Origin of the sequence: Streptomyces sp. AB3(2024), assembly GCF_041862025.1 — a bacterium.
In the GTDB taxonomy this organism is placed as follows: domain Bacteria; phylum Actinomycetota; class Actinomycetes; order Streptomycetales; family Streptomycetaceae; genus Streptomyces.
Genome location: NZ_JBGWAB010000118.1, coordinates 1 through 26,228, shown reverse-complemented (window position 1 = coordinate 26,228; position 26,228 = coordinate 1). Strand labels below are relative to the sequence as shown.

Here is a 26,228-nt window from a genome sequence, read left to right as displayed (position 1 = left end):
CCGCTGCCGCCCCGGCCGCCCGTCCGGGCACGGCGACGCCCCCGGTGCAGCGCTCCACGCCCCGCCCGCCCGCACCTGCCGGCTCACCGGTGCCCGTCGTCCGCCACGACTCCGCGGCCGTGCCCCCGTCGGCCCCGGGCCGTACGGAGCATGAGCACGGCCCCGTCGGCCCGGGCCCCGCGCCGGGGCGCCGGACCCCGGTCACGGCCCTCCGCCCCCGTACCCCCGCCCTGCCCGGCTCCACGCCCGTGGGCCCGGTGCAGCGCAGTGCCGCGCCTCCCCGTGCGGGGCTCGGTGCGCCCCTGTCCCCCTCTGCGCACCCCGCTCCCCCGCCCGAGGCCGTGTTACCGGCGTCCCCGGCGCCCCGCCGCGCCCCGGGCCCGGCTACCGGCCGCGCATCCGACTCCCCGCGCCCCTCCACGCCCGTGCCGGCAGCCGCGCAGCGGTTGCTTCCACCCGGTAGTCCGTCCACGGGTACGCCCGCCCGTACCGCGCCGGTCGCCCCGCCGGAGCACCACGGGCCCCGGGCCGGTGCTTACGCTCCCCCACCGGTCCAGCGCGCCCTGGCACCGACCACACCGGCCCCACCCTCCGCGGCCCTCCCCCCGACGCCGCCCCCACCGGCCCCTCCCCGTAGGGACGGTGCGGTCCCCGTCCAACGGACCTTCCCCGTCCAGGGCGTTCCCCTGCGCCGGCCCACCGTGCCCGGCGCCGGCGCCATGGCTCGCGGTCCGCTCCCCGTGGCTCCGCTGAGTCCGCCGCCCGCGGCCGCGCCCCTGGCGTTGCCCCCGGTCCCGGCGGCCGGGGTTCGGTCCGTGGGGTCGGCCCCGCCCGGCCCCACGGTCCAGCGCTTCCCCTCCTTCGGCTCCGGCCGGTCCCTCGGCGCACTCGCGGCCGCCGCGTCGGCCACCGTGGCCTCGACGCTGGGGCAATTCCGGCCGTCCTCGCAGCAGGCGCCGCCGGCCGGACCGCCGCCGCCCTACGAGCCGCCCGCCGGACCGCCGCCACCGTACGAGCCGCCTGCCGCGCACGGCGCGCCCCCGCCCGAGTACACCGCCGTCCCCGCCGGAGCGTTCGATCCGCGCGAGCTGACCGAGTTCCAGCTGGACGAGCTGGTGCACCGGATCATCGACCGGGTCACCCGCCTCGTGCGCACCGAACTGCGCATGGACCGCGAGCGGATCGGCAGACTCCGCGATCCGCGCGCCTGACGGCCCCGCCCGGACCTCCCGGTCCCGCGCCGGCCGCCTGCGACCGGTCACCACGCACACCGCACCGCCGCCCCCTCGCACCGACAGAAAGGCCCACCTCGGATGCCCCGCCAGGACCCCGGGTCCACCATCTGGTTCACCCTCACCATCGACGGCGAGAGCCTCGGGCACTTCAACGGGTGCGAGGGGCTGTCGTCCCAGGTGGAGATCGAGCAACGTCAGGAGGGCGGCAACAACGGCTTCGTGTGGCACCTGCCCACCCGGGTCACGTTCTCCACCATCCGGCTCACCCGGCCGCTCACGCCGGACACCGCGAAGGTCGCCAAGTGGATCTCATCGGTGCAGACCGGGATCAAGCGGCCCACCGCCCAGATCGCGGCGCTCCGCGCCGACGGGTCGCTGGTGGCCCGCTGGGGGCTCATCGACGTCCTGCCCGTGAGCTGGCAGGGCCCCACCCTCGACCCCGCGAGCTCCTCCGTGGCCACGGAGGTCCTGGAGATCGCCCACCACGGGTTCACGGACTGACGGCGCGAGAGACGCGACGGAGCGGAGAGGAGGCACACCCATGGCCACGAGCAGCAGGGGCGCCGGCAAGAGCCTGGTGCGCGCGACCCTGGCGATCCACGAGCCCCCGGTCGGGACGAGCACGACGCCCGGGGCACTGATGCGGACGTTCGGCTTCGAGTTCAATCCGGCGCAGCTGTCGCTGAGTCAGCGCGCGCAGTGGAAGGCCACCCCGACGATGGCCGTGCGCGACGGCTCCAAGCCGGAGTTCATGGGCGCCGATCCGCGTGAGATGACCCTGGAGATCTTCCTGGACACGTCGGCCGCGCCGACCGCCAACACGGTGCTGAAGAAGGTCGAATCGCTGCTGGACTGCTGCGAGGTGACGGCGAAGAGCATCGCCGCCGACCAGCCGTCGCCGCCATGGGTGGTGTTCGAGTGGGGGTCGTTCTCCACGGCCCGGTTCGTCGCCTACGTGGGCTCGGTCGAGGCCTCGTACAGCCTCTTCGGCACCACGGGCGTGCCCATCCGTGCCACCTGTCAGGTGCACCTGGTGGAGATCCCGGGGAAGACCAAGGGCCAGAACCCGACCTCGGGCGCGCTCACCGCCCAGCGCGTGCACCGGGTCGTGGCCGGCGACTCGCTGCAGTCGCTGGCGTGGCGGGAGTACGGCACGGCCACCGTCTGGCGGGCGATCGCCGAGGTCAACGGCATCGACGACCCGTCCCGGCTGGCGACCGGCACCGAACTGGTGCTTCCGGCGCCCGAGGAGGTGACGCGCTGATGGTGCGTCCCGCGTTCTCCAGCATCATGCAGGTGCGGATAGGGTCCGCCAAGCTCCCGGACGACATCGCCCCGCTGCTCGTGGAGGGCTGGGTCGACCAGGGCGTGGGCGTGCCCGCCGCGTTCCGGCTGACCTTCCGCGATCCGTACCGCCTGGTCCTCGGCAAGCTCGACGTCACCTTCGGCACGCGGGTGGTCCTCACGCCGATCGCCGACGGCCAGGGTGGCGGCAAGCCCTTGCTGACCGGCGAGGTCACCGCGTTGGAGGCCGACTACGACGGCACCGGAAGCTTCACCGTGATCCGCGGCTACGACTTCGGGCACCGGATGATGCGCCGGCGCCGTGTCGTCGCCTACCGCAACCAGAAGGCCTCCGACATCGCCCGCGAGCTCGCCGCCCTGGACGGCGTACCGATCGGCCGGATCCAGTCGACGAAGGGCACATACGGCTTCGTCAGCCAGTCCAACGTCACCGACTGGGACTTCCTCTCCCGGCTCGCCGACGAGAACAACATGGTGATGTCCCTGGACGCCCGGGGCAGGTTCCGGTTCGTCACGCCGACCCCGTCGGCCGGCGGGCCGTCCCCGCGGACCGACGGCGACGAGAGCCCCTTCGTCCTCCAGGCCGGTCACGACATCCTCCGGCTGCGGGCGGCGGTCACCGCCGCCGACCAGGTCGGCACGGTCGAGTCGCGCGGCTGGAACGTCACGACCAAGAAGAGGATCGTCGAGACGGCCCCGGCCACCACCGACCCGGGCATCTCCATCGGCCTCACTCCGGGCCAGGCGGCCGGGAAGTTCGCGTCGGGGCGGCTGGTCGAGACCGCCACGCCGTACGACCGGCAGGACGAGGTCCAGTACGCCGCCCAAGCCCTCGCCGCCGACGTCACCTCGTCGTTCGCGGAGCTGGAGGTCGCCGTGTACGGCAATCCCGAGCTGCGGCCGGGCGTGCCCGTGGCCCTGGGCGACGTGGGCAGGCCCTTCGAGGGCAAGTACACCGTCACCTCCGTGCGGCACGTCTTCGGCGACGGCAGGCACTACGAGTCCTGGATCACGGTGAGCGGCCGCCAGTGGCGCTCCCTGTTCGGGCTGGCGTCGGGCGGGGGCGGTGCGGACGCCACGAGCGCGGCCCGGCTGCCCGGCGTCGCGAACGCCATCGTCACCGACGTGCAGGACCCGCTGAAGCAGGGGCGGGTCAAGCTCCAGTTCCCGTGGCTGGACAACACGTACGTGAGCGACTGGGCCCGCAGCGTGCAGTCCGGCGGGGTGGGCGGCGGTGGCGTCTTCCCGATGGACGTCGGGGACGAGGTGCTGGTCGCCTTCGACCGGGGCGCGCTGGACCACCCGTTCGTGATCGGCGGTCTCTACAACGGCCGGGACCTGCCGACCCGGGTCGACGACGTTCCCCTGCACGACGGGCTGAAGCGGAAGGCCGCCCGGCACACCCTGTCCGACCGGCAGGGCAACCGCGTCGACCTGCTCAGCCAGCGGACCGGCAGGCGCAAGCAGGGCGTTCGCATCGCCAGCGGTGACGACCGGCTGACCATCAACCTCGACCGCACCGAGACGGAGATCACCGTCGACAGCAAGGGGTCGGTGACCATCAAGGGCGGTCGCTCGGTTTCCATCGAGGCCGGGACCGACCTGACGCTCAGCGCCGGCCGGTCGCTCACCATCAAGAGCGGCGGCCTCCTCGACATCCAGGGCCGCGGCCTCGTCAACCTCAAGTCCCTCGCGGGCGCCGTCAGCATCGACGCGCTGGGCGCACTCAGCCTCAAGGCCGTCGGCGCGACCATGATCACCTCCGGTGGCACGTTCCAGGTCAACACCATCGCCGCCGTCGGCATCCGCGCCGTCCGGCTCGACCTCCAGGGCGGCTTCTTCGTCAACAACATCAAGTACCCGTTCGGATGAAGAAAAGGCAGGTGGCCCCCTGATGGCCGAACAGTTCGTCGGCTCCGGCTGGGCCTTCCCGATGCGCATCGGACCCACCGGGGGCATCGCGCTGGTCAGCGGCGAGCGCGAGATCGAGGAGGCCATCCGGCTCGTCCTGGCCACCGCCCCGGGCGAGCGGCCGATGCGCCCGGAGTTCGGCTGCGCGATCCACGACCTCGTCTTCGCGCCGGTCAACGAGCAGACCGCGGGACGCATCCAGCACGAGGTGCACGTGGGCCTGGACCGCTGGGAACCCCGGATCGAGGTGCACGACGTGGAGGTCTCCGCCGGCGCGGACCAGGGCGTCCTGTTCATCGACGTCCGGTACTCCATCCGCGGGACCAACAACCCGCGCAGCCTCGTCTTCCCCTTCTACGTCATCCCCAGCCACGACGAGCCGGGCGCGCCGGGCTCCTCGGAAAGCGACCTCTGATGTCCCTGCCCTCCCCCAACCTCGACGACCGGCGTTTCCAGCAGTTCGTCGACGACGCCAAGCGCTACATCCAGCAGCGCGCACCGGAGTGGACCGACCACAACGTCTCCGACCCCGGCATCACGCTCGTCGAGACGGTCGCGCACATGGCGGACCAGATCGTCTACCGCCTCAACCGCGTCCCGGAGAAGAACCACCTCGCCTTCCTCGACCTGGTGGGCATCACCCTCTTCCCGCCCTCCGCCGCGCGCACGGACGTCACCTTCTGGCTGTCCGCGCCGCAGGAGGACGTGATCCTGGTCCCGGCGGGCGCCGAGGTCGCGACGCTGCGCACCGAGCGGGAGGAGGCCGTCGTCTTCGCCACCGAGCGCGACCTGGCCGTCGTCCCGTGCGAGCTGTCCCACGTGGTGGTGCAGCACCGGGGGCAGCCCGTCGCGGACCGTACGACGGACCTCGCCGAGGGCAAGGACGTGCTGTGCTTCGCCGAGGCCCCGGCCCCCGGCGACTGCATGCTCATCGGTCTGACCGCGGCCGCACCGCACTGCGCGCTCGCACTGGAGCTCGACAGCCGCGTCGACGGCGTCGGTGTCGATCCGCGCCAGCCCCCGCTCGTGTGGGAGGCGTGGACCGAGGACGGCTGGCAGCCCTGCGAGGTGGACCGGGACGGCACGGGCGGTCTCAACCGGCCCGGCGACGTCGTCCTGCACCTGCCCAGTGGTCATGTGCTCTCGCGGGGCGGCGGGCACGAGGCGGGCTGGGTCCGCTGCCGGGTCACCGATCCGCTGCCGGGCCAGCCCTTCTACACCACCTCGCCGAGCATCCGTTCCGTCGAGGCCTACACGATCGGCGGCACCACGCGGGCCGTGCACGCGCAGACCGTCCACGACGAGGCCCTGGGCGAGGCCACCGGACTGCCCGGCCAGCGACTGCGGCTGGCCCAATCCCCGGTCGTCGCCGACGACCCGCCGCTCCTCCTGCAGACCGCCGCCGACGACGGCTGGCAGGACTGGCGGGTGGTCCCGCACTTCGCCGCCTCCCGGCCCGGCGACCTCCACGTCACCCTGGACGCCGCCACCGGCGAGATCGCCTTCGGCCCGGCCGTCCGCGAACCGGACGGGACACTGCGCCAGTACGGGGCGGTCGCCCCCAAGGGCGCCGTCGTCCGCGCCCACCGCTACCGCACCGGCGGCGGACGCGGCGGCAACGTGGCGCGGGGCGCCGTGCAGGTGCTGCGCACCTCCGTCCCGTACGTCGCCGAGGTCGTCAACCGGGAGGCGGCGCGCGGCGGTGTCGACGGCGAGACGGTCGAGGAGGCCAAGCTGCGGGCACCGATCACCCTCCGCGCCCAGGACCGCGCCGTCACCCTGCGCGACTACGAGGAGCTCGCCCGACGGGCCGCGCCCGAGACCGCGCGCATCGCCTGCCTGGAGGGCGAGGAGGGCGAGCACGGGGCCTACGCGGTCCGGGTCCTCGTCGTCCCCCAGGCCGTCCCCGATCCGGGCGGGCGGCTGCGCTTCGAGCAGCTCGTGCCCGGCGACGCGCTGCTGGGCCGGATCACCCGTCACCTAGACGAACGCCGTCTCATCGGCACCCGGCTGGCCGTCGGCCCGCCGTACTACCAGGGCGTCACCGTCGTCGCCACGGTGCACGCCTTCCGCGGCGTGGACACCGACCGGGTGCGCCGCCGGGCGCACGACGCGCTCTACCGCCACCTCGACCCGCTGACCGGCGGTGCGGACGGCCGGGGCTGGCCCTTCGGCCGTCCCGTGCAGACCGGCGAGGTGTTCGCGGTCCTGCAGCGGGTCCCCGGTGTGGAACTGGTCGACGAGGTCGTCCTGCACCCGGCCGATCCCCTCACCGGAAAGCGCGGCAACCCCACCGACCGCATCGACCTGGAACGGCCCTCGCTGGTCTTCTCCTACGACCACCGCGTCCGGGTGATCGGGGACGGCGCATGACGGCCGCCACCCACCGCGGCTCCGTGGACGGCCTCGGCTCCTCGCTCCCCCTGGGCACGATGCTCCCGGCCGTCTTCGCCGACGACGACCTGGCGCAGCGGTTCGCCGGTGGACTCGACGACGTCCTCGCACCCGTCCTGAACGTCCTGGACTGTCTGGACACCTATTTCGACCCGGCGTTGACCCCGGCCGACTTCGCCCGGTGGCTCGGCACCTGGGTGGGCGCCGAGACCGACGGCAGCGAGCCCGAGCCCCGGCTGCGGGCCGCCGTCGCGGCCGCCGTCGCGCTGCACCGGATCCGCGGCACCCGCCGCGGCCTCGCGGAGGCGGTACGGCTGGCGTTCGGCGTCGTACCCGAGATCACCGAGAGCGGCGGCGCCGACTGGGACGCCCGCCCGCTCGGACCCTTCCCCGGGGCCCCGCGCCCCCGCCTGCACGTCGGCCTCCGGCTGCCCGACCCGACTCCGGCCGACGTCCACCGGCTGGACTCCCTCGTCGCCGCCGCTCGCCCCGCCCACATGCCCTACACGGTCGAAGTGACGGCCGCCGAAAGGACCCCGCAGACATGACCACGCAGAACTGTGCCGAGTGCGGAACGCGCGCGGAGCCGGGCCAGTCCTTCTGCGACGCGTGCGGCGCCGTGCTCGGCTGGGACCAGGACGCCCGCGCCACACGGCCCGCCGGCCCGTCCTCGCAGCCCGGGGGGCCCGCCGCGGGCGCGTCGCGGACCCAGCAGGAGGACGCGGCCCGTACGGAACGGGCGGTGCCCGCCGTCGGCGGTGCCCGCGGACCGGCGCCGGCTCCGGAGGGGCGGGAGGGGCCGGGGAGGGACCGGAGTCCGGCCGTCACGGGTACGCCCGGAGCCGACGGCGGTACGGAAGCTCCCGGGGCCCCGGAAGCTCCCGGCGCGCCCGGGCGGGCCCCCGACGGCGGGCAGCCCACCGGCCCCGCTCAGGCACCCCGGGGCACCCCGTCACCTCAGGACACCGCTCCGGCCGGGCCGGTACCCGCCACCCCGGGCCCGCACGCGCTGAGCGACACCATGTCCGACCGGGCGCGCTCCCTGCTGGTGCCCGTGGCGGACCCGGAGGCGCCGCACCCCGCTCCGGCGGGCGCCGGGCCCGTCCTGCCCGGGCGGCCGGACGCCGACCGGCCCGCGGTGCGCGCCCCCGGACAGCAGCCCGGTATCGCGGGCGGCCCGCCGTGCCGGTGGTGTTCGACGCCCAACCCGCCCGACCGCCACTACTGCGTGCGCTGCGCGATGCCGCTGGCCGGGGCCGGCGAGGCCTCCGCACCCGGAAGGGCGCCCTGGTGGCGCCGGCTCTTCGGCGGGCGGCGGCGCGAGACGCCGTGGGCGGGCGATCGTCCCCGGCTGCGCCGCGTCTTCGACCGGATCGGCTCCTGGATCACCCTCGCGGTCGTCGTCACCCTGGCGGTCCTCGGCTTCGTCTACCTGCCCGACGGCGTCCGGGCCACCCTGGACCACTTCGCACAGCGTGCCCCCGTCGCCCCGGACCGGATCGCGGCCTCGCGTTCCTATCCCGACCACCAGCCGGAGCTCGCCTTCGACAAGCGCAGCAACACCTGGTGGGGTCCCGGCGTCTCACAGTCCGGCCAAGGCGAGTGGATCGAGGCCGACTTCGGCGAGCCGACCCGGCTGCTGGACCTGATCATCACCCCGGGCGTCTCCGCGCGGGCAGACAAGATCGGCGAGTCCGCCCTGCCGCACCACGTCACGGCGACGATCACCGGTAAGGACGGCAGGGTCACCACACGCCGGCTGACCCTGGATCAGGGGGCGGGCGGCCAGCGGCGCCCGTTCCGCGTCGGCGAGGTCACCAAGGTGCGCTTCACCGTCGAGTCGTCGCACGCGGCCTCCGCCGACAAGCAGGTCGCCATTTCGGAGATCGAGTTCTTCGGCCCGTCGAACGCCGGCCGCTCCTGACCGCGCCACCCGAGTCACCCCGCACCCGCCGCCCCGCCCGCGCCCGGTGCGGGGGCCGCGGACCGGCATGGCCGACAATGCATCACGTGGCGGTGGAGGTGAAGCAAGGCCTTGCGACAACCGGTACGGTGCCGGATCGCCGCCACGTCAAGGTGTGGGGGATCGCATGGGTTTGGTGGGTGTGCCGGATGCTGCCGGGGCGCGCGAGGACGGGTTCGACTGGTTCTGCGAGACAGTGTCCAGCGACGTGATGCCCGTCACGCTCAACACCCCTCGTGCGGCCGACTTCCGCGCGGGCATCACGCACCTGGATCTCGGCGTGGTGCGGCTCTCCGCGGTCAGCTGCTCACCGGTGCTCTCGCGCCGCACCCCGGCCCATGTCCGGCGTGGCGATCCCGAGCACCTGCAGCTGGCGCTCGTCACCCGGGGCGGCGTCAGGATCTCGCAGCGGGGCAACGACTCGACGGTCGCGGGGGCACTCGTGCTCACGGACACCTCGCGACCGAGCGAGGGGGCGTGTACGGGCGCGCAGACCGAGACGGTGGTCGTGCAGATTCCCCGTCAGGTCCTGGCGCTGGGCTCGGACCGGGTGGACGGCCTCCTCGCGCGGGGCCTGGCCGCGGACACGGGGTCGGGAGCGATCCTCGCCGACTTCATGAAGACGCTGCTCACACGTGGTCCGCACTGTCGCCCGGAGGAGCTGCGCGGGATGGGGTCCATCACCCTCGACCTGGCCACCGCGTTCCTCGCGCGGCAGCTCGGCGACCCCGGCCGGGCACCCGCCGAGGCCCGTGCGCAGGAGACGCTGCAGCGGATCCACCGCTTCGTCGAGAACAATCTCGGCGATCCGGACCTGACGCCCCGGCTGATCGCCGAACGGCACAACGTGTCCCTGCGCAGCCTCCACGCCCTCTTCGGGGACCAGCCCCTGACCGTCTCGGCACACATCCGCCAACGGCGGCTGGAGCGGGCCCACGCCGACCTCGCGTGCGCGGAACTGAGCGGCCGGCCCGTGCAGGTGATCGCGGCCCGCTGGGGCTTCTCCAGCGCCACCGCGTTCAGCCGGGCATTCCGCGAAGCGTACGGGCTCGCCCCCACCGAACACCGTGCGTCCTCCCTGGCCGCCTCCCCGCCCGTCCCACGACACGCGGAGCACAGGATCCGAGCACGCCACGCACACCACCGGGGGCTACCCGGTCCTGGATTCCCCTCTGGAGATACCGCCCCAGGGTGAACGGATCCAGGGGGCGACGACCCCCGCCTGATGCCTGGCCGAGATCCTCTGACGAGGCGCACCACGGATGACGGGCCCGGCGGGTACGGGGGTCTCGCCGCTCACACCCACGCGCCTCAGGGAACCGAGGACCGACCGGCCTCCCCCGTACGGGGAGGCGGGTCGGTCCCGGCGACCGACACCGGCTGCGCGAGAGCGGCTGAGCCCTCACCGGCCGTCCTCGCGCCGCACCGCTCCGCCGGCGCGCGCGTGCCCGGGGCCATCACGGGATGGCACCGGGGTCGACGCCGGTCAGGTCACGGCTCGTGTCCCACAGCCGCGCCGCGACGGAGGCGTCGGCCAGGTGGTTCCACACCGGTTCGCCTCGGGGCGCGCCGCGCAGGCCGAAGACCCGCGGTCCCCACAGCCGGCCTCCCCGCACCGCCGGGTCGAGCACCGCCCGGACAGCGGGCCACGCGCCGGCGTGCTTGCCCTGGACGAGGAGGGCCGCGGGTGCCGCGCCCAGCCGTGCACGGGCAGTCCGCACATGGATCGGCGGCCGGGACGGGGTGAGGGAGTCCAGCGCGCCGCCGGGATGGACCACCACGCTGGCCACCGCGGCGCCGACGGCGCGCAGGCGGCGGTCGAGTTCGACACCGAAGTACATCTGCGCCAGCTTGGAACGTCCGTAGGAACGCTTGGGCCGGTAGTCCCTCCGGGACTGCAGGTCGTCCGGGTCGAGCCGCTCCGACTTCGCCGCGAAGCTGCCCATGGTCACGACGCGGGCCGCCGGTGCGGCCGCCAGCAGCGGCATCAGCCACCGGGTCAACGCGAAGTGCCCGAGGTGGTTCGTGGCGAACATGAGCTCGTGACCGTCCCCCGTCTCCCTGCGCGAGGGGTCGTCAAGGGCGACGCCGGCGTTGTGGACCACCGCGTCGAGGCGTTCCACCCCCAGCGACTCCACCACTGATCGCAGCGAGGAGAGGTCGGCGAGGTCCAGCGGAACGGCACGCACCCGCGCACCGGCGACACGTGCGCGTATCGACGCCAGGGCGGCCTCGGCCTTCGCGGGATTGCGGCTGCCGAGCACCACGGTGGCGCCGGTTTCCGACAACTGTTCCGCGACGAAGTACCCGATGCCGGCGTTGCCGCCGGTGACCAGGAAGACGCTGCCATCGGCACGCGGCAGGCGTCGGACGTTCCAGGGCGGGGTGGAGGATGCGGACGTCACGGCGACGGGATCTCCCTTGCTGGTGACAACGGCTGCCGCTGCATGCGGGCAACTCGACGCCCACGGTTCCAGCGGCCACCGACACATCCCCCATCGATCACCGACGGTCCCGCCGGACGGCCGACGTCCCACCGACACGGTGCTGACGCGTCGCGGGTGTGCGTCCGGCGCCGGACATGGTCACCCCACCCGCATGAATTCGCCTGAATATTCGAATTCAGGTGCCGGTGGCGCCCCGGACGGGGCTGCGCCACGCGGCATCGCGGGCCGGTGAGCCGGTCCTGGGCGGGCGGCCGGGTCCGTTCGCCGGAGTGCTGCGCCCTCATCGCGCGGATACTCTGGGGAATGTGATCGAGTCTGGACGGCCGGGGCTCCGTCGGCGCTACGGCCGGGGGTGGCTTGTGCGGCTGTCGCCTGTCATTCTGACCGTCGTGATCGCCAGCCTGGCCTACGCCACCCCGCCGGAGCTGGCCTTCAGCCGCCTCCTGCCGGCGGCGCCGGCGCTGGCCGCCGCCATGTGGCCGGTGCTCCCCACCGTTCTGCTCGGCACGGTCTGCCTCCTCCTGATGATCGGCCTCAGCCTCGTCTTCCCCGACCTGGGAACGTGGTGGACGGCCGCGGGGATCATCGCGGTGACCGTGGCCGCGGCGTACGGAAGCCATCTCCGGCTCCAGCGCGAGCGCACCCTCTTCCAGGTACGGCTCGTCGCCGACGCCGCGCAGCAGGTGGTACTGAGCCCCCTGCCCAGCCGCCTCGGGAACATCGAGATCGAGTCGCTGTACCTCGCGGCCGCGGCGGAGGCCCGCATCGGAGGGGACTTCTACGAGGTGGTCGACACGCCGTACGGGGTCAGGCTGCTCATCGGTGACGTGCGGGGCAAGGGACTGCCGGCGGTGGGGGCGGCCGCGGCGATCGTCAACGCCTTCCGGGAGGCCGCCTACGACGAGACCGACATGGTGAACGTCGCCCGCAGGATGGACGCCAGCAGCACCCGCTACAACTCCTCCTTCCCCCCCGAAGGTCCGATGGAGCGCTTCGCCACCGCCCTTCTCGTCCAGATCCCGCGCGAGGGCAGCCGTATCGGCATCCTCAACTGCGGACACCCCCCACCACTGCTCCTGCACCGCGGGAACGTCCGCACCCTTGAGTCCGCCAGCCCCTCGCCACTGCTCAGCCTCGCGGAACTGATCGGCGATCACTACAGCGTCGACACCTTCGACTTCACCCCCGGCGACCTGCTGCTCCTCTATACCGACGGGATCGCCGAGACGCGCGCCCGCGACGGCGAGTTCTTCCCGCTGGCGGGCTGGATGGGCCGACAGCCCCCGACGCCGCCCCGTGAACTGCTCACGACCCTTCACCACGACCTCCTCCACTACAGCAGGGGCCGCCTCGACGACGACATCGCCGCCCTGGCCGTACGTCTGTGCGAGCCCTGAGGGGTGACGGGGCTTCGGGGCCGGGGTCAGGCGCCGGGCCGGACCGGGCCGATGAGGGTACCGGCGGTCACCACGAAGCGGCCTCCGGCGACGGAGGTACCCGGGATCTCGCCTCCGGGGGCCCTGAGCGTGAACGACGCCTCGTCCGCCGGGGTGCCGTGGCCGTCGTTGGGGACCTGGATGTCGAAGTGGACGGGTCGTCCCGGGCCGAAGGTCACCGGTGCGGTCTGGTCGCCGTACCGGCCGGCCGTGATGCCGAGCGGTGTGCCGTGCAGCGAGAAGGCCACGTCGGCCGGGGAACCGGCGAGGCGGCACGCCGCGTAGCCCTTCGGCGCGGTCAGCGTGACCCTGAAGTGGACGTGCCCGGCGCTGGCCTGGTCCCGCGCGATCTTCGCGAGGTGGTTGGCAGGCCGGCAGGCCGACGGGGCGGCGACGGCGCCCGCCGTCGCGGCCCGCGCGGTGCCCGCGCTCGTGATGGCCGCCAGAGCGACGGCGACGACAGCGGTGGCGGTGGCGGTGGTGCGGATGGTGCGCATTCGGGGCTCTCCCTGGCTTTCGGACCGGTTCCGCGGGCCTTTCCCGAGGATCACGGGTCGGAGGGATCCCTGCCCGACGCCCCTTCGCTCCAATGTCCCGAAACGCCGACAAAGCCACTCTTGCGCGGAAAACGGCCGGGAGTGCCCTTCCAGGCGCGGCCGGGCGACGGGCGGGCGACCCGGCGACCGGCCGGCGGACCGCCCGGGCGGGAGCGCCCGGGCGGTCCGGCTCTCAGGACGCCCGGTTGCGGAAGTCCTGGCGCAGGGCGTCGAGGATCCGGGCCGCTTCGGCCAGGTCCGCCGCGCGGCAGCGGTCGATGGCCGACGACAGGCGGATGATCGCATCGTCGTACCGGCCGAGGCCGGTTCCCTCGATCAGGGCCGTGATGCGGACGGCCTCGGCGCGGGGGACCTCGCCGTCCGCGCCGCCCTCCTCGTACGCGGCCACGGCGGCCTGGGCCTCGGCGAGGGCCTCGGGGAAGCGTTCCACCTCGCCCAGCACCCGGGCGCGGCGGTAGTGCACGGCGCCGCTCTGGTACCAGGGGACGAAGCACTCGTCGTCCTGGGGCGCCGCCGCGCGCACCGCGTCCGCCCGTGTCAGGTGCTCCAGTGCCTCGTCCAGGCCCTCCGCCTCCCGGCTGCGCACCGTCAGCCGTGCGAACTCACACATCATCTGCACGACGAAGGAGGCGTTCGGGGCCTGCGCATGGGCGTCGACCGCACGCTGGTAGGCCATAAGGGCCGCGTCCCGCCGGTCGGCCAGCAGCAGCGCCGTCGCCGCTTCGGCCGCCACCATGGTGTGGATCTCCCGGTCCTCCTGCCAGGTCGCGACGGCGTCGGCCACCCTCAGGAACTCCTCCGCCGCCGGCAGGTACTCCTCCAGCTCCCGGAGCCCCCGGGCCAGGGTCAGCCTCACGTGGGCGGTCAGGCGCTCGTCGTCCCCTCCGGGCCCGGCGGCGGAGACCTCCGGCAGGCCGGACAGGACCGACTCCAGGACGGCGACCGCGTCGGCCTGCCGGCCGCCCCGCGCCAGGACGTCGGCCAGCTGGAGGCGGATGTCGACGGCTTCCCGGGACGCACCCTCGCGGTCGTAGCGGTCGGCCGCCTCCGAGAAGTGGCGCACCGCACCGGTCACGTCCCGCATGTGGGACGCGGCGTGGGCGAGCAGGGCGTACGTCGGGGCCAGCGGGAAGTCCACGTCGTCGTACCGTACGGCGTCGGCAATGGCCTGGTGCAGGAGTTCCGCGGCCTCCGCCGGCTCCTGCCGCGCCAGCAGGATCTGGGCGAGCCTGGCCCGTACGCGGGCGGCCCGCCAGGGGCGTTCGCCGGCGGCCAGCTCGGCCAGGGACGCGCGCATCTCCGTCTCGGCCGTGGCGAGGTCCTCGCGGCGTGCGGCCAGGTCGGCCGTGAAGAGCCGTGCGGCGGCGACCTGGTGGGGGACGGACAGGCGCTGGGCCTCGGCTCGCAGCGTACCGCCGACCCCCTTCGCCCACTCCAGCACGGAATCGGAATCGGACTCCGGCTCCGGGCGCGGGTGATCGTCGCCTCCTTCCGCGTCCTCGTCCGCGTTCCCGTCCCGGTCCTCCTCCAGCGTCGCCTGGTGGGCGGCCAGGGCGCACGCGTGCAGGGTGACGAGGTACTCCTGTACGCGCTGCGCGGCGGTGTCGGCCCCTGACCCGGCCGCCTCCTCCTCCGGGGCCCCCTCCGTGAGGGGCGCCGTGACCTTGAGGTCCTCGGCCAGCCGCAGGGTCTTGTCGACGGTGGCCCGGATCTCGGCGGCGTCGGGGTGGCGGACCGCCGGGTCCGCGGCCCCGGCGGAGGCCTCGCGCGGCGTCCCGTCCCGCCCGATGGTCAGCCGTGCGAAGGCGTGGGCCCGCAAGGCCAGGGCGTGCCAGGGCTTGCCGAGCGCGTCGTACAGTTCGCCCGCCCGTTCGAGCTCGGCCGCGGACTCGTCCTCGTGGTCCTCCTGTGAGAGTTCGTACGCACGGTGCTCGGCCAGTTCCGCCAGCAGCAGGTCCTGCGGGCCGAGCCGGTCGTCGTGCGTGGCACTGCCGTCGTCGAGGCGCTCGGCGACACGGCGCCACAGGCGGGTGCCCCCGGGGTGCCCCACCACGGTCAAGCGGCGTGCCTCGCGCACCAGCTCGGAGAAGTCCTCCGGGACGGGCGGCGCACCGGCGGCGCTCCCCGCGCCGGCCGCAGTGGCGGGCGTCGTGCCGGATGCGGCGGGCGCGGCGGCCTTCGGGAGGGCCGTGCGCAGTCCGAGCGGCAGCGGCTCGTCGAGCAGCGGCGGCTGCGCGAGCCGCGCCCGGCGGACGTCCCCCACGGTGGTGGTGCCGTTGCGGGTGTCGAAGGCGGCGCCCAGCCGGTCGCCCTCGGCGCGGACGTGCGCGAGCAGCGCGCCGGCGGTCCACACGCGGCCGGGCGGCCCCGCGACGGCGGTGTCCTCGTGGCCGTCCCCGACGATGCGGGCCAGCAGCACCTCCACGCCGGTCAGGAAGCCCAGCCGGGACAGCGGGGCGCCGTTCGCCTCGAAGAGCGGGCGGTTCTCGGCGAGGACCTCCAGTCCGCGGCCCTCGTTGCGCGACAGCGCGCAGAACTCCAGGTGCATGCCGATCTCGTCCTGCATGCCGGTGTTGCCGCGCACCCTCCGGTAGCCCGTGAGGTGGTGGGAGCGGGCCTCGTCGGTGCGCCCGGTGCGCAGGAGGGACAGGAGCGCTCGCGCCTGGCTCATCTGCGGCTCGTCACTGCACCCTTCGTCGCCGGAGAGGACCGGCCGCCAGTGTTCGAGGGCCGTCGCGTCGTCGCCGGCGCCCACCGCGTGCCAGGCGAACTGGCGTACCTCACAGGCCTTGCAGTCGCTGAGCTCGCAGCGCGGGCGCGTCGCCCACAGGTCGTAGGCATCGGCCACGCCGGTTCCCGTGTGGGAGGCCACGTGGTAGCGCATCGCCGCGACGGGCTGCATGTCGTGGCCCGCGTCGGCGTAGCGTCCGCGCATCCGGTCGATCCAGCCCTCGACGGTGGCCAGCGGCACCTCGGGCACCTGGAGGAGGGACGTGGTGACCCACTTGAACCGCCAGAAGACCTGGTGGGCCTCCCACTCGCTGAACGCGCCCGGTTCGGTGTCCCACAGCTTGAGCAGCCGGGCGAAGACCACCGGGGCCTTGCGGTGCTCGCCGGTGAACTCGTACGCCGACATCAGCTCCAGCAGAGCCGTCGCCAGTACGTCCGTCTTCTCCAGGGCTTCGGCCGCCTCGACGAGTTCCTCGGCGGTGACGGTCCGCTGCAGCCCGTACGGCCGGCCGTTGTTCTCGCGGAGCGCCTCGAACACGGCCTCGGGGTTGTCCAGCATCACAGTTCCTTCCGGGGCTCGGCGCCGGACGCGTCCGGGCCGGCGTTGTGCATGGCGTGGGTGAGCAGACCGATGAACGCGCGGTTGAGCAGGGCGCTCTCACTGGCCCGCAGCGGCCGGCGGCTCAGCAGCAGGGCCTGTCCGTAGAGGGCCTCGGCGGTGGTGACGGCGAGCCCGCGCTCGGCGATCGTGACCGCCTGGCGCACCAGGGGGTTGAGGTGGTTCAGGACGAGCTGGGCGGGCGGGGTCTCCTGGTGGAGCGAGCCGAGGATGTCGGCCCACAGGCCGTCGCCTTCGGCCGCCAGGCTCGACCGGGTCCGCTCGTGCCGGGCCTCCCGGTTGTCGAGCAGCAGGGCGGGTGCGGTGACGGGCTGGAAGTCCCGCAGGACCACGTCGCAGTCGTGCACGCCGACGGTCTCCCGGGCGACGGCCAGGAAGGTCGCCGCGCGCAGCTCCGCGGTGGGGTCCACGGCGTCGAGGTGGGCGGTGACCAGGGCCGGGTCGAGGTCGGTGACGGCCGTGCCGGGACGGATCTCGGGCAGCCGGTGCACCAGGTCGCGGTCGTAGGTGTAGCCGCCGTTGACGACGCCCAGACCGGCGGCGGACGCGATGGGGGCGACCTGCCGGAACTCCTCGACGCTGCGGGTCACCAGCACGGTCGGGTGGGACCGGAGGAACTCCTCCAGGGTGACGTTGCCGTCGGTGGTCTCGAAGGGCAGCCACGGCAGCACGACGCGCAGCAGCTCGTCGTCGTAGCGTGCGAGGGCCTTGACCGCGAGGTGGTGGACGTCGATGAAGCGGTGCAGCAGCGCCGGGTCGCTCGCCGCCAGCCCGGTCAGCCAGTCGCGGATCCGGTCGCCCAGCGCGTCCCGTACGGCGGCGAGGGTGCCGTCCTCGTACAGCGACTCGCGCGAGGCCGTCGGCCGCAGGCTGGTGGTGTCGACCACGCAGCGCACGAAGAACGCCCACTCGGGGAGCAGTTCGGGCGCCCGGTCGGTGAGCAGCATGCCCTTGAGGTGTACGCGGTGCCCGGCGCGCTGGGCGGGGCTCACGGACGTCGGCAGGACGTACGCGACACCGCGCAGCCCGGCGGCCGGCAGGTCCAGCTCGATCGTGTCGAGCGGGGTGAAGTCGAACTGCTCGCGGCAGTAGGCGGTCAGTGCCTCGCGGCGGGCCAGGGGGGAGCGGTGCCGCTGCTCCCACGGCGGCGTCACGTTGACGCGCTCGGGCGCCTCGCCGCCGGGGCCGACCACGCTCACCTCGTGGCGCAGCAGGCTCCCGTAGTGCCGGGCCAGCGCGACGACCCGCTGGGGCTCGGTCCATTCCGCGTTGTCGGCGCGCGGGGTGAGGCGGACCGTCGTTCCCGGCTCGGGGACGGCCGAGGCGGCGAGCGTACGGATGGTGTAGCGGCCGTCGGAGTGGCCGCGCCATTCCACGGCGGGGGCGGCCGGGTCGGCGGCGGACCGGCTGACCACGGTGATCTCGTCGGCCACCACGAAGCAGGCGAGCAGGCCGATGCCGAACTGGCCGATGAACTCGCCCCGGGCGGCGTCGAGCCCGGCGCCGTCCAGGGCGCCGTCGGCGGTCCGCTTGGAGCTGCGTCCGATGGTGGCCAGGAAGCGGTGCACGTCGGCTTCGGTCAGGCCGATTCCGGTGTCGGTGACGGTGAGCGTGTCACCGGTGCGCACCGTGATGGTTCCGGGGGCGCCGGGGTGCAGGGCCTGCCGGGCGGTGATGGCGTCGACGGCGTTCTGGAGCAGTTCCCGCAGGTAGACGCGGGGGCTGGAGTAGAGGTGGTGGGAGAGCAGGTCGACGAGGCCGCGCAGGTCGACCTGGAAGGTGTGCGAGTTCTCGGGGTGGGTCACCGGTCGGGGTCCTTCTGTGGGCGTGCCCGGGCAGGGCGGGCCGGGCCCCGGCTCGGCACGGGGGCGGAGCGGGGCGGCGCGGGCGACGGGAACGGGAGCGGGCGGGGCCGGACGGCTGTGGGCCGCGCGGCGGGCTCAGCGGCCGGAGGCCGAGCGGTGTTTGCGGTAGGCGGCGACGGGATCGGAGCCGTTCAGGTACTGCCACGGCGACTCGGTCACATTGCCGTCGGTCGCCTCGAAGCACTCGCGGGCGGCGGACCGCTCCCCGGCGAGCGAGAAGGCCATGGCGAAGGAGTTGAACACCTGGATCCGCTGGTACGGGGACGCCATGCGTTCGAAGTCCGGGTGACGGAACGAGTGCGCGGCCGCCTCGTGGAGGGAGGCGCTGACCTCGGGGCGGCCCATGTACCGGCCGTCGGCTCCCGAATCGAGCATGAGCCACTGTTCGAGGTGCGCGTCCGGAACCAGCATGCCCAGTGCCGACCCGCCGGGCGCGGCCGCGGCCGATTCCCGTGCGAAGGCGTGCATCTGCTCGTCGGAGCCGCCCCACTTCTTGCAGACCTGCTGCAACTGCTGGCTGTGCGCCCCCAGGTGGTGCGGGGCGCGGCGCACCGCCGCCTCGAACCGCCGCAGCGCGAGTGTGGGGCCGACCTGGAGACCTCGTCCGGTGATCTGGAGGCCGTACCAGGGGGACGACCATTGCGGCTCGCGCTCGGCGGCCTCGTAGAACCACTGCTCGGCCAGCCGCAGGCGCCCGTGGAACAGGTCGAACTGCTCGCGCGACACGTGTTTGGCGAGGGCACCGGTGCGCGCCTCCCAGCCCCACGTGATGTGCCTGAAGCCGGCCAGGACCCGCGGCAGTGCCGCTTCCGGCTCGGCCTCGACGGCCTGCACGATCCACCGCTCCACGCCCGCCGTGTCGGCGACGGCCCAGAGCAGCTCGGTACGGTTGCCGCCCTCGGGGTGTGCCTCGAAGAGCCCGCGCACCGTCGCCCAGTCGGCCGCCGCGGCGGCCGCGCGGGCCTGCGCGACGTCCGGGTCGCCGGAGTCCTTCCGCAACCGCGTGGCGGGCCGCCCCGTCCACTTCCCCAGCGTGCGCCCCATGTCGCGGAGCAACGCCATGTCCCCACCCCTTGCCGTGTTCGTGCGGGGCAGCGGACTGATCGCTCCCCATGAGGGAAGTGACTATCACGCGCGTCCGACAATCGCACAACCATATGTGTCCGCGGTCTCACGGGAGCCGCTGATCAGGGGGTTGCCGGCGTGGGGGGTTCGGCCGTCCGGCGCGTCCGGGCCGGCGAAGCGGAAGGGAACGGAGCGGTGTGCCGCCGGGTGTGCGCCGGCCTTTCCCCCGGCCGGCGCCGCGGGGTGGTGCCCTTCGGACTTCCCGGTGGGCGGCTTCGCGGTGTTTCGTGGCGTCAGAAGGCGTAGACCGGATTGCCGTTCAGGGTCGCGGACATCTCGCACGCGTTGGAGAAGGTGTGCTTCCACGCGACGCGACTGCCGTGCCAGACGCCGTCGGCGGTGACGGTGACGGGGTCGTAGAGCATGGGGCAGGCCCGGCCCGGATTCGGAGCCGCCAGCAGGTGGCCCAGCTCGCCGCCGGTGGCGTTGAGGGCGTCGCACGCGGCCCTGGGGGTGGGGTGGGTGCCCTCGGCGGTGTAGGCGCAGCTGAGGACGGCCGCGCGCAGGACGGTACCGCCGATGGCCGCGCCGTCCCCCTGGGCGACGGTGAAGACCATGGCGGACGGGGCGTACGGGCTCGCGGGCTTGGCCTGCGCCAGGCCCGTGGTGCCGGCGAGGCAGAGGAGGGCGGCGGCGGAGACGGTGGCTAAGCGGTGACGCACGAGAAGACTCACTTTCGATTCGAAGGCCGATGATCGCGTCACATCCCCCATGTGACGCTCAAGTGGGGCCGAGCCTGCCAGATCTGAAGGCCCGTCGCACACGAGTGAGCGGTTTGCGGACACATTCGTTCGGATGCCGGACATCGGAGCGCCGTCCCTGCGACCTTCGGGGCCCTGCCGCAGGTCCGGGCCGCGACGGGGGCGCGGCGCTCCGGCCGTCGCGGCCCGGCCTTCCGCACCGCCCGCCCTGGTGGCCGTGGCGCGAGGTTCACGCAACGGCCGTCCAGAGTGGCCGAATCGGCACGGCGAGGCGCCACCGACCCGGCGGGTCCGGTCGCGGCCCTCCTCCCCCGCCGCCGATGCGGCGCCCGGTCGCCAATGACCCTCCGGGCAAAGGTTGTTAACCTATGGCCAATCATCGGGGAAGGGTGGGGCGGCGCCTCCCGCTCCGGACCTCCCGCCCCCGGCACGCCCCGCGCACCGCGCGCGATGCCGCACCGCGAGAGGTCCCGTCCATGTCCGTGGTCAACGACCGGATCAGCGTCCTGTCCGAGGACTTCGCCGCCGACCCGTACCGTTGCTTCGCCCGGCTCAGGGAGCAGACCCCGGTCCACTACGAGCCCGCGGTCGACGGCTACTTCCTCTCCCGCCACCAGGACGTGAAGCGGGTCCTGACCGACCACGAGGCCTTCAGCACCAAGACGTTGCAGGTACGCGCGGAGCCCGTGATGCGCGGGCCCGTGCTCGCCCAGATGACGGGCGCCGAGCACACGGCGAAGCGGAAGATCGTCGTTCGAAGCTTCACCGGGTCCGCCCTCCGGGACCAGATGCGCGCCGTCCACGCCAACGCCGCCGAACTCCTGGCCCCCTTCCTCCCCCGGGGCCACATGGACCTGGTCAACGACTTCGGCAAACCCTTCGCCATCCGCGTCACGCTCGACGTGCTCGGGCTGGACCGCGAGGACTGGCGGCGGTTGGCCGCCTGGCACAGCGGGGTCGCGGAGTTCATCACCGGCCTGGCCCTGACGCCCGAGCGGCGCCGGCACTGCCTGGAGTGCGCCGAGCGGCTGGAGGCGTACCTGCGTCCCGTGATCGCGCGGCGACGCCGCCATCCGGGCGAGGACCTGGTGTCGAAGCTGTGCACCGCCGAGTTCGACGGCGTCGCCATGAGCGACCGCGACATCACCGCCCTCGTCATCAACGTCCTGGCGGCCGCCACCGAACCCGCCGACAAGACGCTCGCCCTGCTCTTCAAGCACCTGATCGACCACCCCGAGCAGCTGGCGCAGGTCCGCCGCGACCCGGCCCTGCTGCCCGCAGCGATCGCCGAGACCCTGCGCCACACCCCGCCGGTCCAGCTCATACCCCGCCAGGCGGAGCGGGACGCCGTGTTCGCCGGCGTCACCGTCCCCGCGGACGCCACCGTCTTCTGCATGATCGGCGCGGCGAACCGCGACCCCGACGCCTTCACCGCCCCGGACACCTTCGACATCCACCGCCCGGACCTGGCCACCGCCCGTTCCTTCACCGCGGCCGCCCAGCACCTGTCCTTCGGCAGCGGACTCCACCAGTGCGTCGGAGCGGCCTTCACGCGCGCCGAGATCGAAACCGTCGCCGCCCTGCTGCTGCCGGTGCTCGACCGGGTCTGCCTCAGCCCCGGATTCCGCTACCGCGAGGCCGGTCTGTACACCCGGGGACCCGTCGCCCTGCCCCTGGACTTCACACCCCGCGGCGGCTGACGGCCTCCGGCCCGCACCCGCACTCCCGCACCCCTCGAACGAAGCGAGCGAAGCCGAACGATGCCACCGACCGACATCTCCCGCGCCATCAACGACCTGCTGTTCACCCCGGACCTCGACCTCGCCGAAGCGGTCGACCGGCACTTCGCCCCCGACTACCGCCAGCGCACGAACGGCGTGTGGAGCGACCGGGCCGGCTTCGTCCGGCACATGACCCGCCTGCGCGCCCTGGTCCGCGGCGGGCACATCGAGGTCCACGAGGAGCTGCGGGACGGACCGGGTTACGCCGACCGTCACACCGTCACCGTCCTTCGGGACAACGGCCGTACCTCCCGCACCGAGGTCTACCTCTTCGCGCGGATGGCCCCCGACGGCCGCTTCCTGCGCGTCGAGGAGACCACGCTCCTCGTCGACGGCCACCCCGACGACGGCAGCCTCGCCACCATCACGTGACGCGAGCCTTTACCCAGCACTGGTTCCCACCGGATCCCCTTCCGCCTACGATCTCCGACGGAGCGGCGGCCCCGGTCCCGTGGGCCTGACCAGCCCTCACGGACCGGAAGGCGACAGCCCGTCGTACGCACGCGCGATGCGGTGCGGCACGTACGGGCGGCGACCCCTGCCGGTCGGAGCCGGACGGCGGTGCTGTACCCCTCCGGTGCGGGAACGAGGGGTGGGAGACGCCGTGGCGTCCGTGGGGGAAAGACTCAGCAGAGCGCGCGTGCGGGCCTTCATCGGCCGGGACGAGCAGCTCGGGCGCTTCGAGGAGGCCCTGGCCGGTGATCCACAGGCACCGTTCGCGTTCTACGTGTACGGGCCCGGCGGCATCGGGAAGTCGACGCTGCTGCGTCGCCTGGCGGACCACGCCCGTACGGCGGGCCGGCTGCTCGTCGAACTCGACGGCCGGTTCGCCGACCGGGACCCGGCCGACTTCGAGCGTGCCGCCGGGCCCTTCCTGGACGTTCCCGGCACCGTCCTGCTCGTCGACTCCTTCGAGCACTGCCAGTGGCTGGAGAGCTGGCTGTGGCAGCACTTCCTGCCCCGCGCCGCCGAGGACACCCTGGTCGTACTGGCCGGGCGGCGGGCCCCGCAGCCCCAGTGGACCGCCGACCCCGCATGGTCCCGGCTCCTGCACGTCACCGAGCTGGAACCCTTCTCCGACGACCAGGCCCGCCACCTGCTGACCGCCGCGCGCATCCGGCCCGAACTGCGCGACCGGGTCATGCGTTTCGCCGGCGGCAACCCGCTCGCCCTGTCCCTGGCCGCCGCGGCGGGATCGGAGGGCTGCGGCCGGGAGGAGATCTGGGCCCCCTCCGCCGACGTCCTGCGCACCCTGCTGACGGGCCTGATCGGCGAGGTGCCCACGGCCGCCCACCGACGCGCCCTGGAGGTGGCGGCGCAGGCGCGCTCGACGTCCGAGGAACTGCTCGCCGCCGTGCTGCCCCGGGAGGACGATCGCCACGACGCCCACCTGCTGTTCTCCTGGCTGCGGGACCTCCCCTTCATGGAGTCCACCCACCAGGGGCTCCACCCGCACGACGCCGCGCGCGAGACGCTCGCCGCCGACCTGCGCTGGCGGGCGCCCAACGCCTTCGAGACGATCCGCCGCCGCCTGGCGGACGAGTACCTGCGCCTGCTGCGCGAGGCGCCCGAGGAGCGGGTGTGGACGGTCACCGACGAGCTGTTCCACCTCTTCCGGGAGGGCGCGACCCTGGCGCGGCTGCGCACCTGGTCCCGCGAGGACGAGGTGCACGAACGCCCCCTGCACCCCGACGACCTCGACGTCGTCCTGCGCATGGCCGAGGAGAGCGAGGGGGCCGCCTCCGCCGAGCTGGTCCGCTACTGGGCGCAGCGCCAGCCACGGGCCTTCAGCGTCTACCGCCTCGTCAGCACGGGGCGGACCGTGGCCTTCACGGCCCGGCTGGCCCTCCCCGCCCCGCCCGACCCGCAGGACCTGGCCACCGACCCGGTCGTCGCCGCGGCATGGGCGTACACCGAGTCGACGGCGCCGGTCGCCCCCGGCGCGCACATCGGCGTCAGCCGCTTCTCCGTCTACCCCGAGCGCTACCAGGTCCCCTCGCGCGTCATCGACCTGAGCAGTTCGCGGGCGCAGGCGGAGGCCGCCCGGGCCCACGGCCGCGCCTACGGGTTCGCCGTCTACCGGGACGCCGAGACCTGGGGCGCACGCGTGAAGGGCACCCTCACCGACACCGGGGCGCGGCCGCGGGTCGGTGCCCACACCTACGGGGTGTTCGGCGTCGACTGGCGTCAGGAGCCCGTGGAGGCGTGGCTCCAGCGGTTCATATCGGTCACGGAGGTGCCCGCGCCCGTCGGCGCGGGACCCTCGCCCCTCTCGCGCGCCGCGTTCGACCAGGCCGTACGGGAGGCGCTGGCGCACTGGCGCGACCCGGGCGCCTTCGCCGCCTGCGCCCTGCTGCGCACCCGGCTCGCGGCCGACTTCGAGGAGCCCGTCGGTGAGCTGCGCACGCTGCTGCGCCACGCCGTCGACGACCTGGCCCGCGACCCGCGCGGGGTGCGGGCCCGCGAGGCCCTCACCGCGGGGCACTTCTCCGGCGCCCCCACCCAGGAGGCCGCCGCCCGCCGCCTCGGGCTCCCGTACGGGACCTACCGCCGGCACCTGCGGCAGGGCCTGGACCTGCTGTGCGAGGCCTTGTGGCAGCGGGAGGTGCACGGGCCCCGGTGACCCGTCCGTCGACTGCGGTGGCGACCGGGTGACGGCCGGGGTGGACAGGTGCGGACAGGAGTGGACAGTGGACGTGCCCGTCCGGCCTGGATAGTGGACAGCGTCCGGCACGAGCCTGTGCCTCATGAACGCAGCACGCAGTCAGCCGTCCCGGCCGGGAGCGGTGCTCGCGGCGCTCGCCGCGGCCCAGTTCACCGTCATGCTCGCCACGTCGATCGTCAATGTGGCCCTCCCGCAGATCCGGGCCGGGGCCGGGCTCTCGGACGGCGCGACCACCTGGGTGGTCAACGCCTACGGCCTGGCCTTCGGGGCTCTGCTCCTGGCCGGCGGGCGGGTCGCCGACCTCCTCGGCCGCCGCCGCGTACTGGTCGCCGGGCTCGCGCTGTTCGCCCTGGCCTCGCTGGTGGCGGGGCTGGCCGCCTCGCCCTCCGTACTGATCACGGCCCGCGCCCTCCAGGGCCTGGGCGCCGCCGCCATCGCCCCGGCCGCGCTGGCCCTGGCCATGGCCGGGGCCCCCTCCGGCGCCGGGCGCGGCAGGGCGCTGGCCGTGTGGGGGGCCGTCTCGGGCGCGGGCGGAGCGGGCGGCGTCCTGCTGGGCGGTGTGCTCACGCAGGCGTGGGGCTGGCCCTGGATCTTCCACTCGGTCGCGCTCGGATCGGCACTGGTGCTCGCCGGTGTGGTGGCGTACGTGCCACGCGGCGCCGGCGGGACGGGCGGACGGTTCGACCTGCTGGGCACGGCCACCGTCACCCTGGCCCTGACCTGCCTGGTCTGGGGCCTGACGACGGCGCGCGGCGCGGGCTGGAGCGACCCGCCGGTCCTGGGCGCCCTCGGGGCGGCCGCCGTGCTGCTCGCGGCCTTCGCCGTGATCGAGGTCCAAAGGCCGCACGCGCTGGTCCCGCCGCGGCTGTTCGCCGCCGGGCGGGTCGCCGCGGGCAACCTTCTGATGGCGCTGCTGGGCTCCGTCTGGATCGCCCTCTTCTTCTTCCTGCCGCTCTACCAGCAACAGGTCCTCGGTGAAGGCCCCTTGGCCACCGGTGCGGGACAACTCCCCTTCGCAGCGGCCAACATGCTCGGTTCCACGCTCGTCCCGCGGCTGTCGCGGCGCGTCGGCGCCCCGGCGGCCCTGACCGCGGCCCTGCTCACCGAGGCTGCCGGGCTGCTGTGGCTGTCGCGGATCAGAGCGGACGGGAGCTACCTCACCGGCGTCCTCGGCCCGAGCCTGCTGATCGGCCTGGGGCTCGGCGCCGCCTTCGTCCGGCTCACGGCGCTGGCCGTGGACGGTGTACCGCCGCGGGACGCGGGCCTGGCCGGCGGGCTGGTGAACACCACCCGGCAGGTCGGTGGTGCGATCGGCCTCGCCGCCCTGACCACGCTCGCCGGCTCCGTCACCGCCCACGCGTCCTTGCACCTGCCCGTCGCGGAAGCCCTCACCGCCGGTTACCGGACGGCCTTCGCGGTCTCGGCCGCGGTCCTGGCGGCCGCGGCGGCCCTCGCTCCGCTCCTCACCCGCCGCGCCGCGGCCCCTGCGGCGGC

General features: G+C 74.3%; 20 protein-coding genes. 14 read left to right on the top strand and 6 right to left on the bottom strand.

Features of this window, described 5'->3' with window-relative positions; all coding sequences use genetic code 11:
• Positions 1-815 precede the first annotated feature (815 nt).
• The 9 genes from ACEPPI_RS32255 to ACEPPI_RS32215 all read left to right on the top strand — a co-directional run bounded on the left by ACEPPI_RS32255 (position 816) and on the right by ACEPPI_RS32215 (position 10,003).
• Positions 816-1,211, top strand: a complete 396-nt coding sequence (locus ACEPPI_RS32255; RefSeq protein ID WP_373918804.1) for an extensin — start codon at positions 816-818, stop codon at positions 1,209-1,211.
• A 102-nt stretch (positions 1,212-1,313) separates the two neighbouring features.
• Positions 1,314-1,736, top strand: coding sequence for a phage tail protein (locus tag ACEPPI_RS32250; protein ID WP_373918803.1), 423 nt, complete (start codon positions 1,314-1,316; stop codon positions 1,734-1,736).
• A gap of 40 nt (positions 1,737-1,776) precedes the next feature.
• Entirely contained in the window at positions 1,777-2,499 is a 723-nt protein-coding gene (locus ACEPPI_RS32245; protein ID WP_373918802.1) for a LysM peptidoglycan-binding domain-containing protein, read from the top strand.
• Entirely contained in the window at positions 2,499-4,412 is a 1,914-nt protein-coding gene (locus tag ACEPPI_RS32240; RefSeq protein WP_373918801.1) for a VgrG-related protein, read from the top strand. The genes ACEPPI_RS32245 and ACEPPI_RS32240 overlap by 1 nt, the downstream gene beginning before the upstream one ends.
• Before the next feature lie 22 nt (positions 4,413-4,434).
• On the top strand, positions 4,435-4,866 hold the full coding sequence (locus ACEPPI_RS32235) for a GPW/gp25 family protein (RefSeq protein ID WP_356225325.1): 432 nt from the start codon (positions 4,435-4,437) through the stop codon (positions 4,864-4,866).
• Positions 4,866-6,824: a putative baseplate assembly protein gene (locus tag ACEPPI_RS32230; protein ID WP_373918800.1), complete on the top strand. Its 1,959-nt coding sequence runs from the start codon at positions 4,866-4,868 to the stop codon at positions 6,822-6,824. Before ACEPPI_RS32235 ends, ACEPPI_RS32230 begins: the two co-directional genes overlap by 1 nt.
• Entirely contained in the window at positions 6,821-7,393 is a 573-nt protein-coding gene (locus ACEPPI_RS32225; RefSeq protein ID WP_373918799.1) for a phage tail protein, read from the top strand. The genes ACEPPI_RS32230 and ACEPPI_RS32225 overlap by 4 nt, the downstream gene beginning before the upstream one ends.
• Positions 7,390-8,769 carry a zinc ribbon domain-containing protein gene (locus tag ACEPPI_RS32220; RefSeq protein ID WP_373918798.1) on the top strand — a complete coding sequence of 460 codons (1,380 nt, stop codon included), beginning with the start codon at positions 7,390-7,392 and terminating at the stop codon, positions 8,767-8,769. The genes ACEPPI_RS32225 and ACEPPI_RS32220 overlap by 4 nt, the downstream gene beginning before the upstream one ends.
• A 166-nt stretch (positions 8,770-8,935) precedes the next feature.
• Positions 8,936-10,003 (top strand): helix-turn-helix domain-containing protein, encoded by a 1,068-nt coding sequence (locus tag ACEPPI_RS32215; RefSeq protein WP_373918797.1) that lies wholly within the window; start codon positions 8,936-8,938, stop codon positions 10,001-10,003.
• Positions 10,004-10,265: 262 nt separating this feature from the next.
• Here the strand turns inward: ACEPPI_RS32215 and ACEPPI_RS32210 are convergent, their stop codons facing one another.
• Complete coding sequence (locus tag ACEPPI_RS32210; protein ID WP_373918796.1) at positions 10,266-11,213, bottom strand: SDR family NAD(P)-dependent oxidoreductase; 948 nt, start codon at positions 11,211-11,213, stop codon at positions 10,266-10,268.
• A gap of 347 nt (positions 11,214-11,560) precedes the next feature.
• Between ACEPPI_RS32210 and ACEPPI_RS32205 the strand changes: the two genes are divergently transcribed.
• Positions 11,561-12,652: a PP2C family protein-serine/threonine phosphatase gene (locus tag ACEPPI_RS32205; RefSeq protein WP_373918795.1), complete on the top strand. Its 1,092-nt coding sequence runs from the start codon at positions 11,561-11,563 to the stop codon at positions 12,650-12,652.
• 26 nt (positions 12,653-12,678) lie between these two features.
• Here ACEPPI_RS32205 and ACEPPI_RS32200 read toward each other — a convergent pair whose 3' ends face one another.
• The 5 genes from ACEPPI_RS32200 to ACEPPI_RS32180 form a co-directional block, all read right to left on the bottom strand.
• Positions 12,679-13,188 carry a DUF4232 domain-containing protein gene (locus tag ACEPPI_RS32200; RefSeq protein WP_373918794.1) on the bottom strand — a complete coding sequence of 170 codons (510 nt, stop codon included), beginning with the start codon at positions 13,186-13,188 and terminating at the stop codon, positions 12,679-12,681.
• 232 nt (positions 13,189-13,420) lie between these two features.
• The gene (locus ACEPPI_RS32195; RefSeq protein ID WP_373918793.1) at positions 13,421-16,537 is read right to left on the bottom strand and encodes a hypothetical protein; all 3,117 of its coding nucleotides are present in this window, start codon (positions 16,535-16,537) and stop codon (positions 13,421-13,423) included.
• The gene (locus ACEPPI_RS32190; RefSeq protein WP_373918792.1) at positions 16,537-18,402 is read right to left on the bottom strand and encodes an HSP90 family protein; all 1,866 of its coding nucleotides are present in this window, start codon (positions 18,400-18,402) and stop codon (positions 16,537-16,539) included. The genes ACEPPI_RS32195 and ACEPPI_RS32190 overlap by 1 nt, the downstream gene beginning before the upstream one ends.
• Before the next feature lie 135 nt (positions 18,403-18,537).
• Positions 18,538-19,524 (bottom strand): hypothetical protein, encoded by a 987-nt coding sequence (locus ACEPPI_RS32185; RefSeq protein ID WP_373918791.1) that lies wholly within the window; start codon positions 19,522-19,524, stop codon positions 18,538-18,540.
• Positions 19,525-19,820: 296 nt separating this feature from the next.
• A complete protein-coding gene (locus ACEPPI_RS32180) occupies positions 19,821-20,249 on the bottom strand; it encodes a subtilase-type protease inhibitor (protein ID WP_373918790.1) in 429 nt (142 codons plus the stop codon).
• A 515-nt stretch (positions 20,250-20,764) separates the two neighbouring features.
• Here ACEPPI_RS32180 and ACEPPI_RS32175 point away from each other — a divergent pair.
• The 4 genes from ACEPPI_RS32175 to ACEPPI_RS32160 all read left to right on the top strand — a co-directional run.
• Positions 20,765-21,988 carry a cytochrome P450, cyclodipeptide synthase-associated gene (locus ACEPPI_RS32175; RefSeq protein ID WP_373918789.1) on the top strand — a complete coding sequence of 408 codons (1,224 nt, stop codon included), beginning with the start codon at positions 20,765-20,767 and terminating at the stop codon, positions 21,986-21,988.
• A gap of 60 nt (positions 21,989-22,048) precedes the next feature.
• Positions 22,049-22,441: a nuclear transport factor 2 family protein gene (locus ACEPPI_RS32170; protein WP_373918788.1), complete on the top strand. Its 393-nt coding sequence runs from the start codon at positions 22,049-22,051 to the stop codon at positions 22,439-22,441.
• A 268-nt stretch (positions 22,442-22,709) separates the two neighbouring features.
• Positions 22,710-24,692 carry an ATP-binding protein gene (locus tag ACEPPI_RS32165; RefSeq protein ID WP_373918787.1) on the top strand — a complete coding sequence of 661 codons (1,983 nt, stop codon included), beginning with the start codon at positions 22,710-22,712 and terminating at the stop codon, positions 24,690-24,692.
• A 124-nt stretch (positions 24,693-24,816) separates the two neighbouring features.
• A partial coding sequence (locus ACEPPI_RS32160; RefSeq protein ID WP_373918786.1) for an MFS transporter occupies positions 24,817-26,228 on the top strand: 1,412 nt, incomplete at its 3' end.

Excerpts from the sequence above, each read along its gene's own strand:
- ACEPPI_RS32250 (WP_373918803.1), top strand. The coding sequence starts at position 1,314 with ATGCCCCGCCAGGACCCCGGGTCCACCATCTGGTTCACCCTCACCATC.
- ACEPPI_RS32245 (WP_373918802.1), top strand. The coding sequence starts at position 1,777 with ATGGCCACGAGCAGCAGGGGCGCCGGCAAGAGCCTGGTGCGCGCGACC.
- ACEPPI_RS32240 (WP_373918801.1), top strand. The coding sequence starts at position 2,499 with ATGGTGCGTCCCGCGTTCTCCAGCATCATGCAGGTGCGGATAGGGTCC.
- ACEPPI_RS32235 (WP_356225325.1), top strand. The coding sequence starts at position 4,435 with ATGGCCGAACAGTTCGTCGGCTCCGGCTGGGCCTTCCCGATGCGCATC.
- ACEPPI_RS32230 (WP_373918800.1), top strand. The coding sequence starts at position 4,866 with ATGTCCCTGCCCTCCCCCAACCTCGACGACCGGCGTTTCCAGCAGTTC.
- ACEPPI_RS32225 (WP_373918799.1), top strand. The coding sequence starts at position 6,821 with ATGACGGCCGCCACCCACCGCGGCTCCGTGGACGGCCTCGGCTCCTCG.
- ACEPPI_RS32220 (WP_373918798.1), top strand. The coding sequence starts at position 7,390 with ATGACCACGCAGAACTGTGCCGAGTGCGGAACGCGCGCGGAGCCGGGC.
- ACEPPI_RS32215 (WP_373918797.1), top strand. The coding sequence starts at position 8,936 with ATGGGTTTGGTGGGTGTGCCGGATGCTGCCGGGGCGCGCGAGGACGGG.
- ACEPPI_RS32200 (WP_373918794.1), bottom strand. The coding sequence starts at position 13,188 with ATGCGCACCATCCGCACCACCGCCACCGCCACCGCTGTCGTCGCCGTC.
- ACEPPI_RS32195 (WP_373918793.1), bottom strand. The coding sequence starts at position 16,537 with ATGCTGGACAACCCCGAGGCCGTGTTCGAGGCGCTCCGCGAGAACAAC.
- ACEPPI_RS32185 (WP_373918791.1), bottom strand. The coding sequence starts at position 19,524 with ATGGCGTTGCTCCGCGACATGGGGCGCACGCTGGGGAAGTGGACGGGG.
- ACEPPI_RS32175 (WP_373918789.1), top strand. The coding sequence starts at position 20,765 with ATGTCCGTGGTCAACGACCGGATCAGCGTCCTGTCCGAGGACTTCGCC.
- ACEPPI_RS32170 (WP_373918788.1), top strand. The coding sequence starts at position 22,049 with ATGCCACCGACCGACATCTCCCGCGCCATCAACGACCTGCTGTTCACC.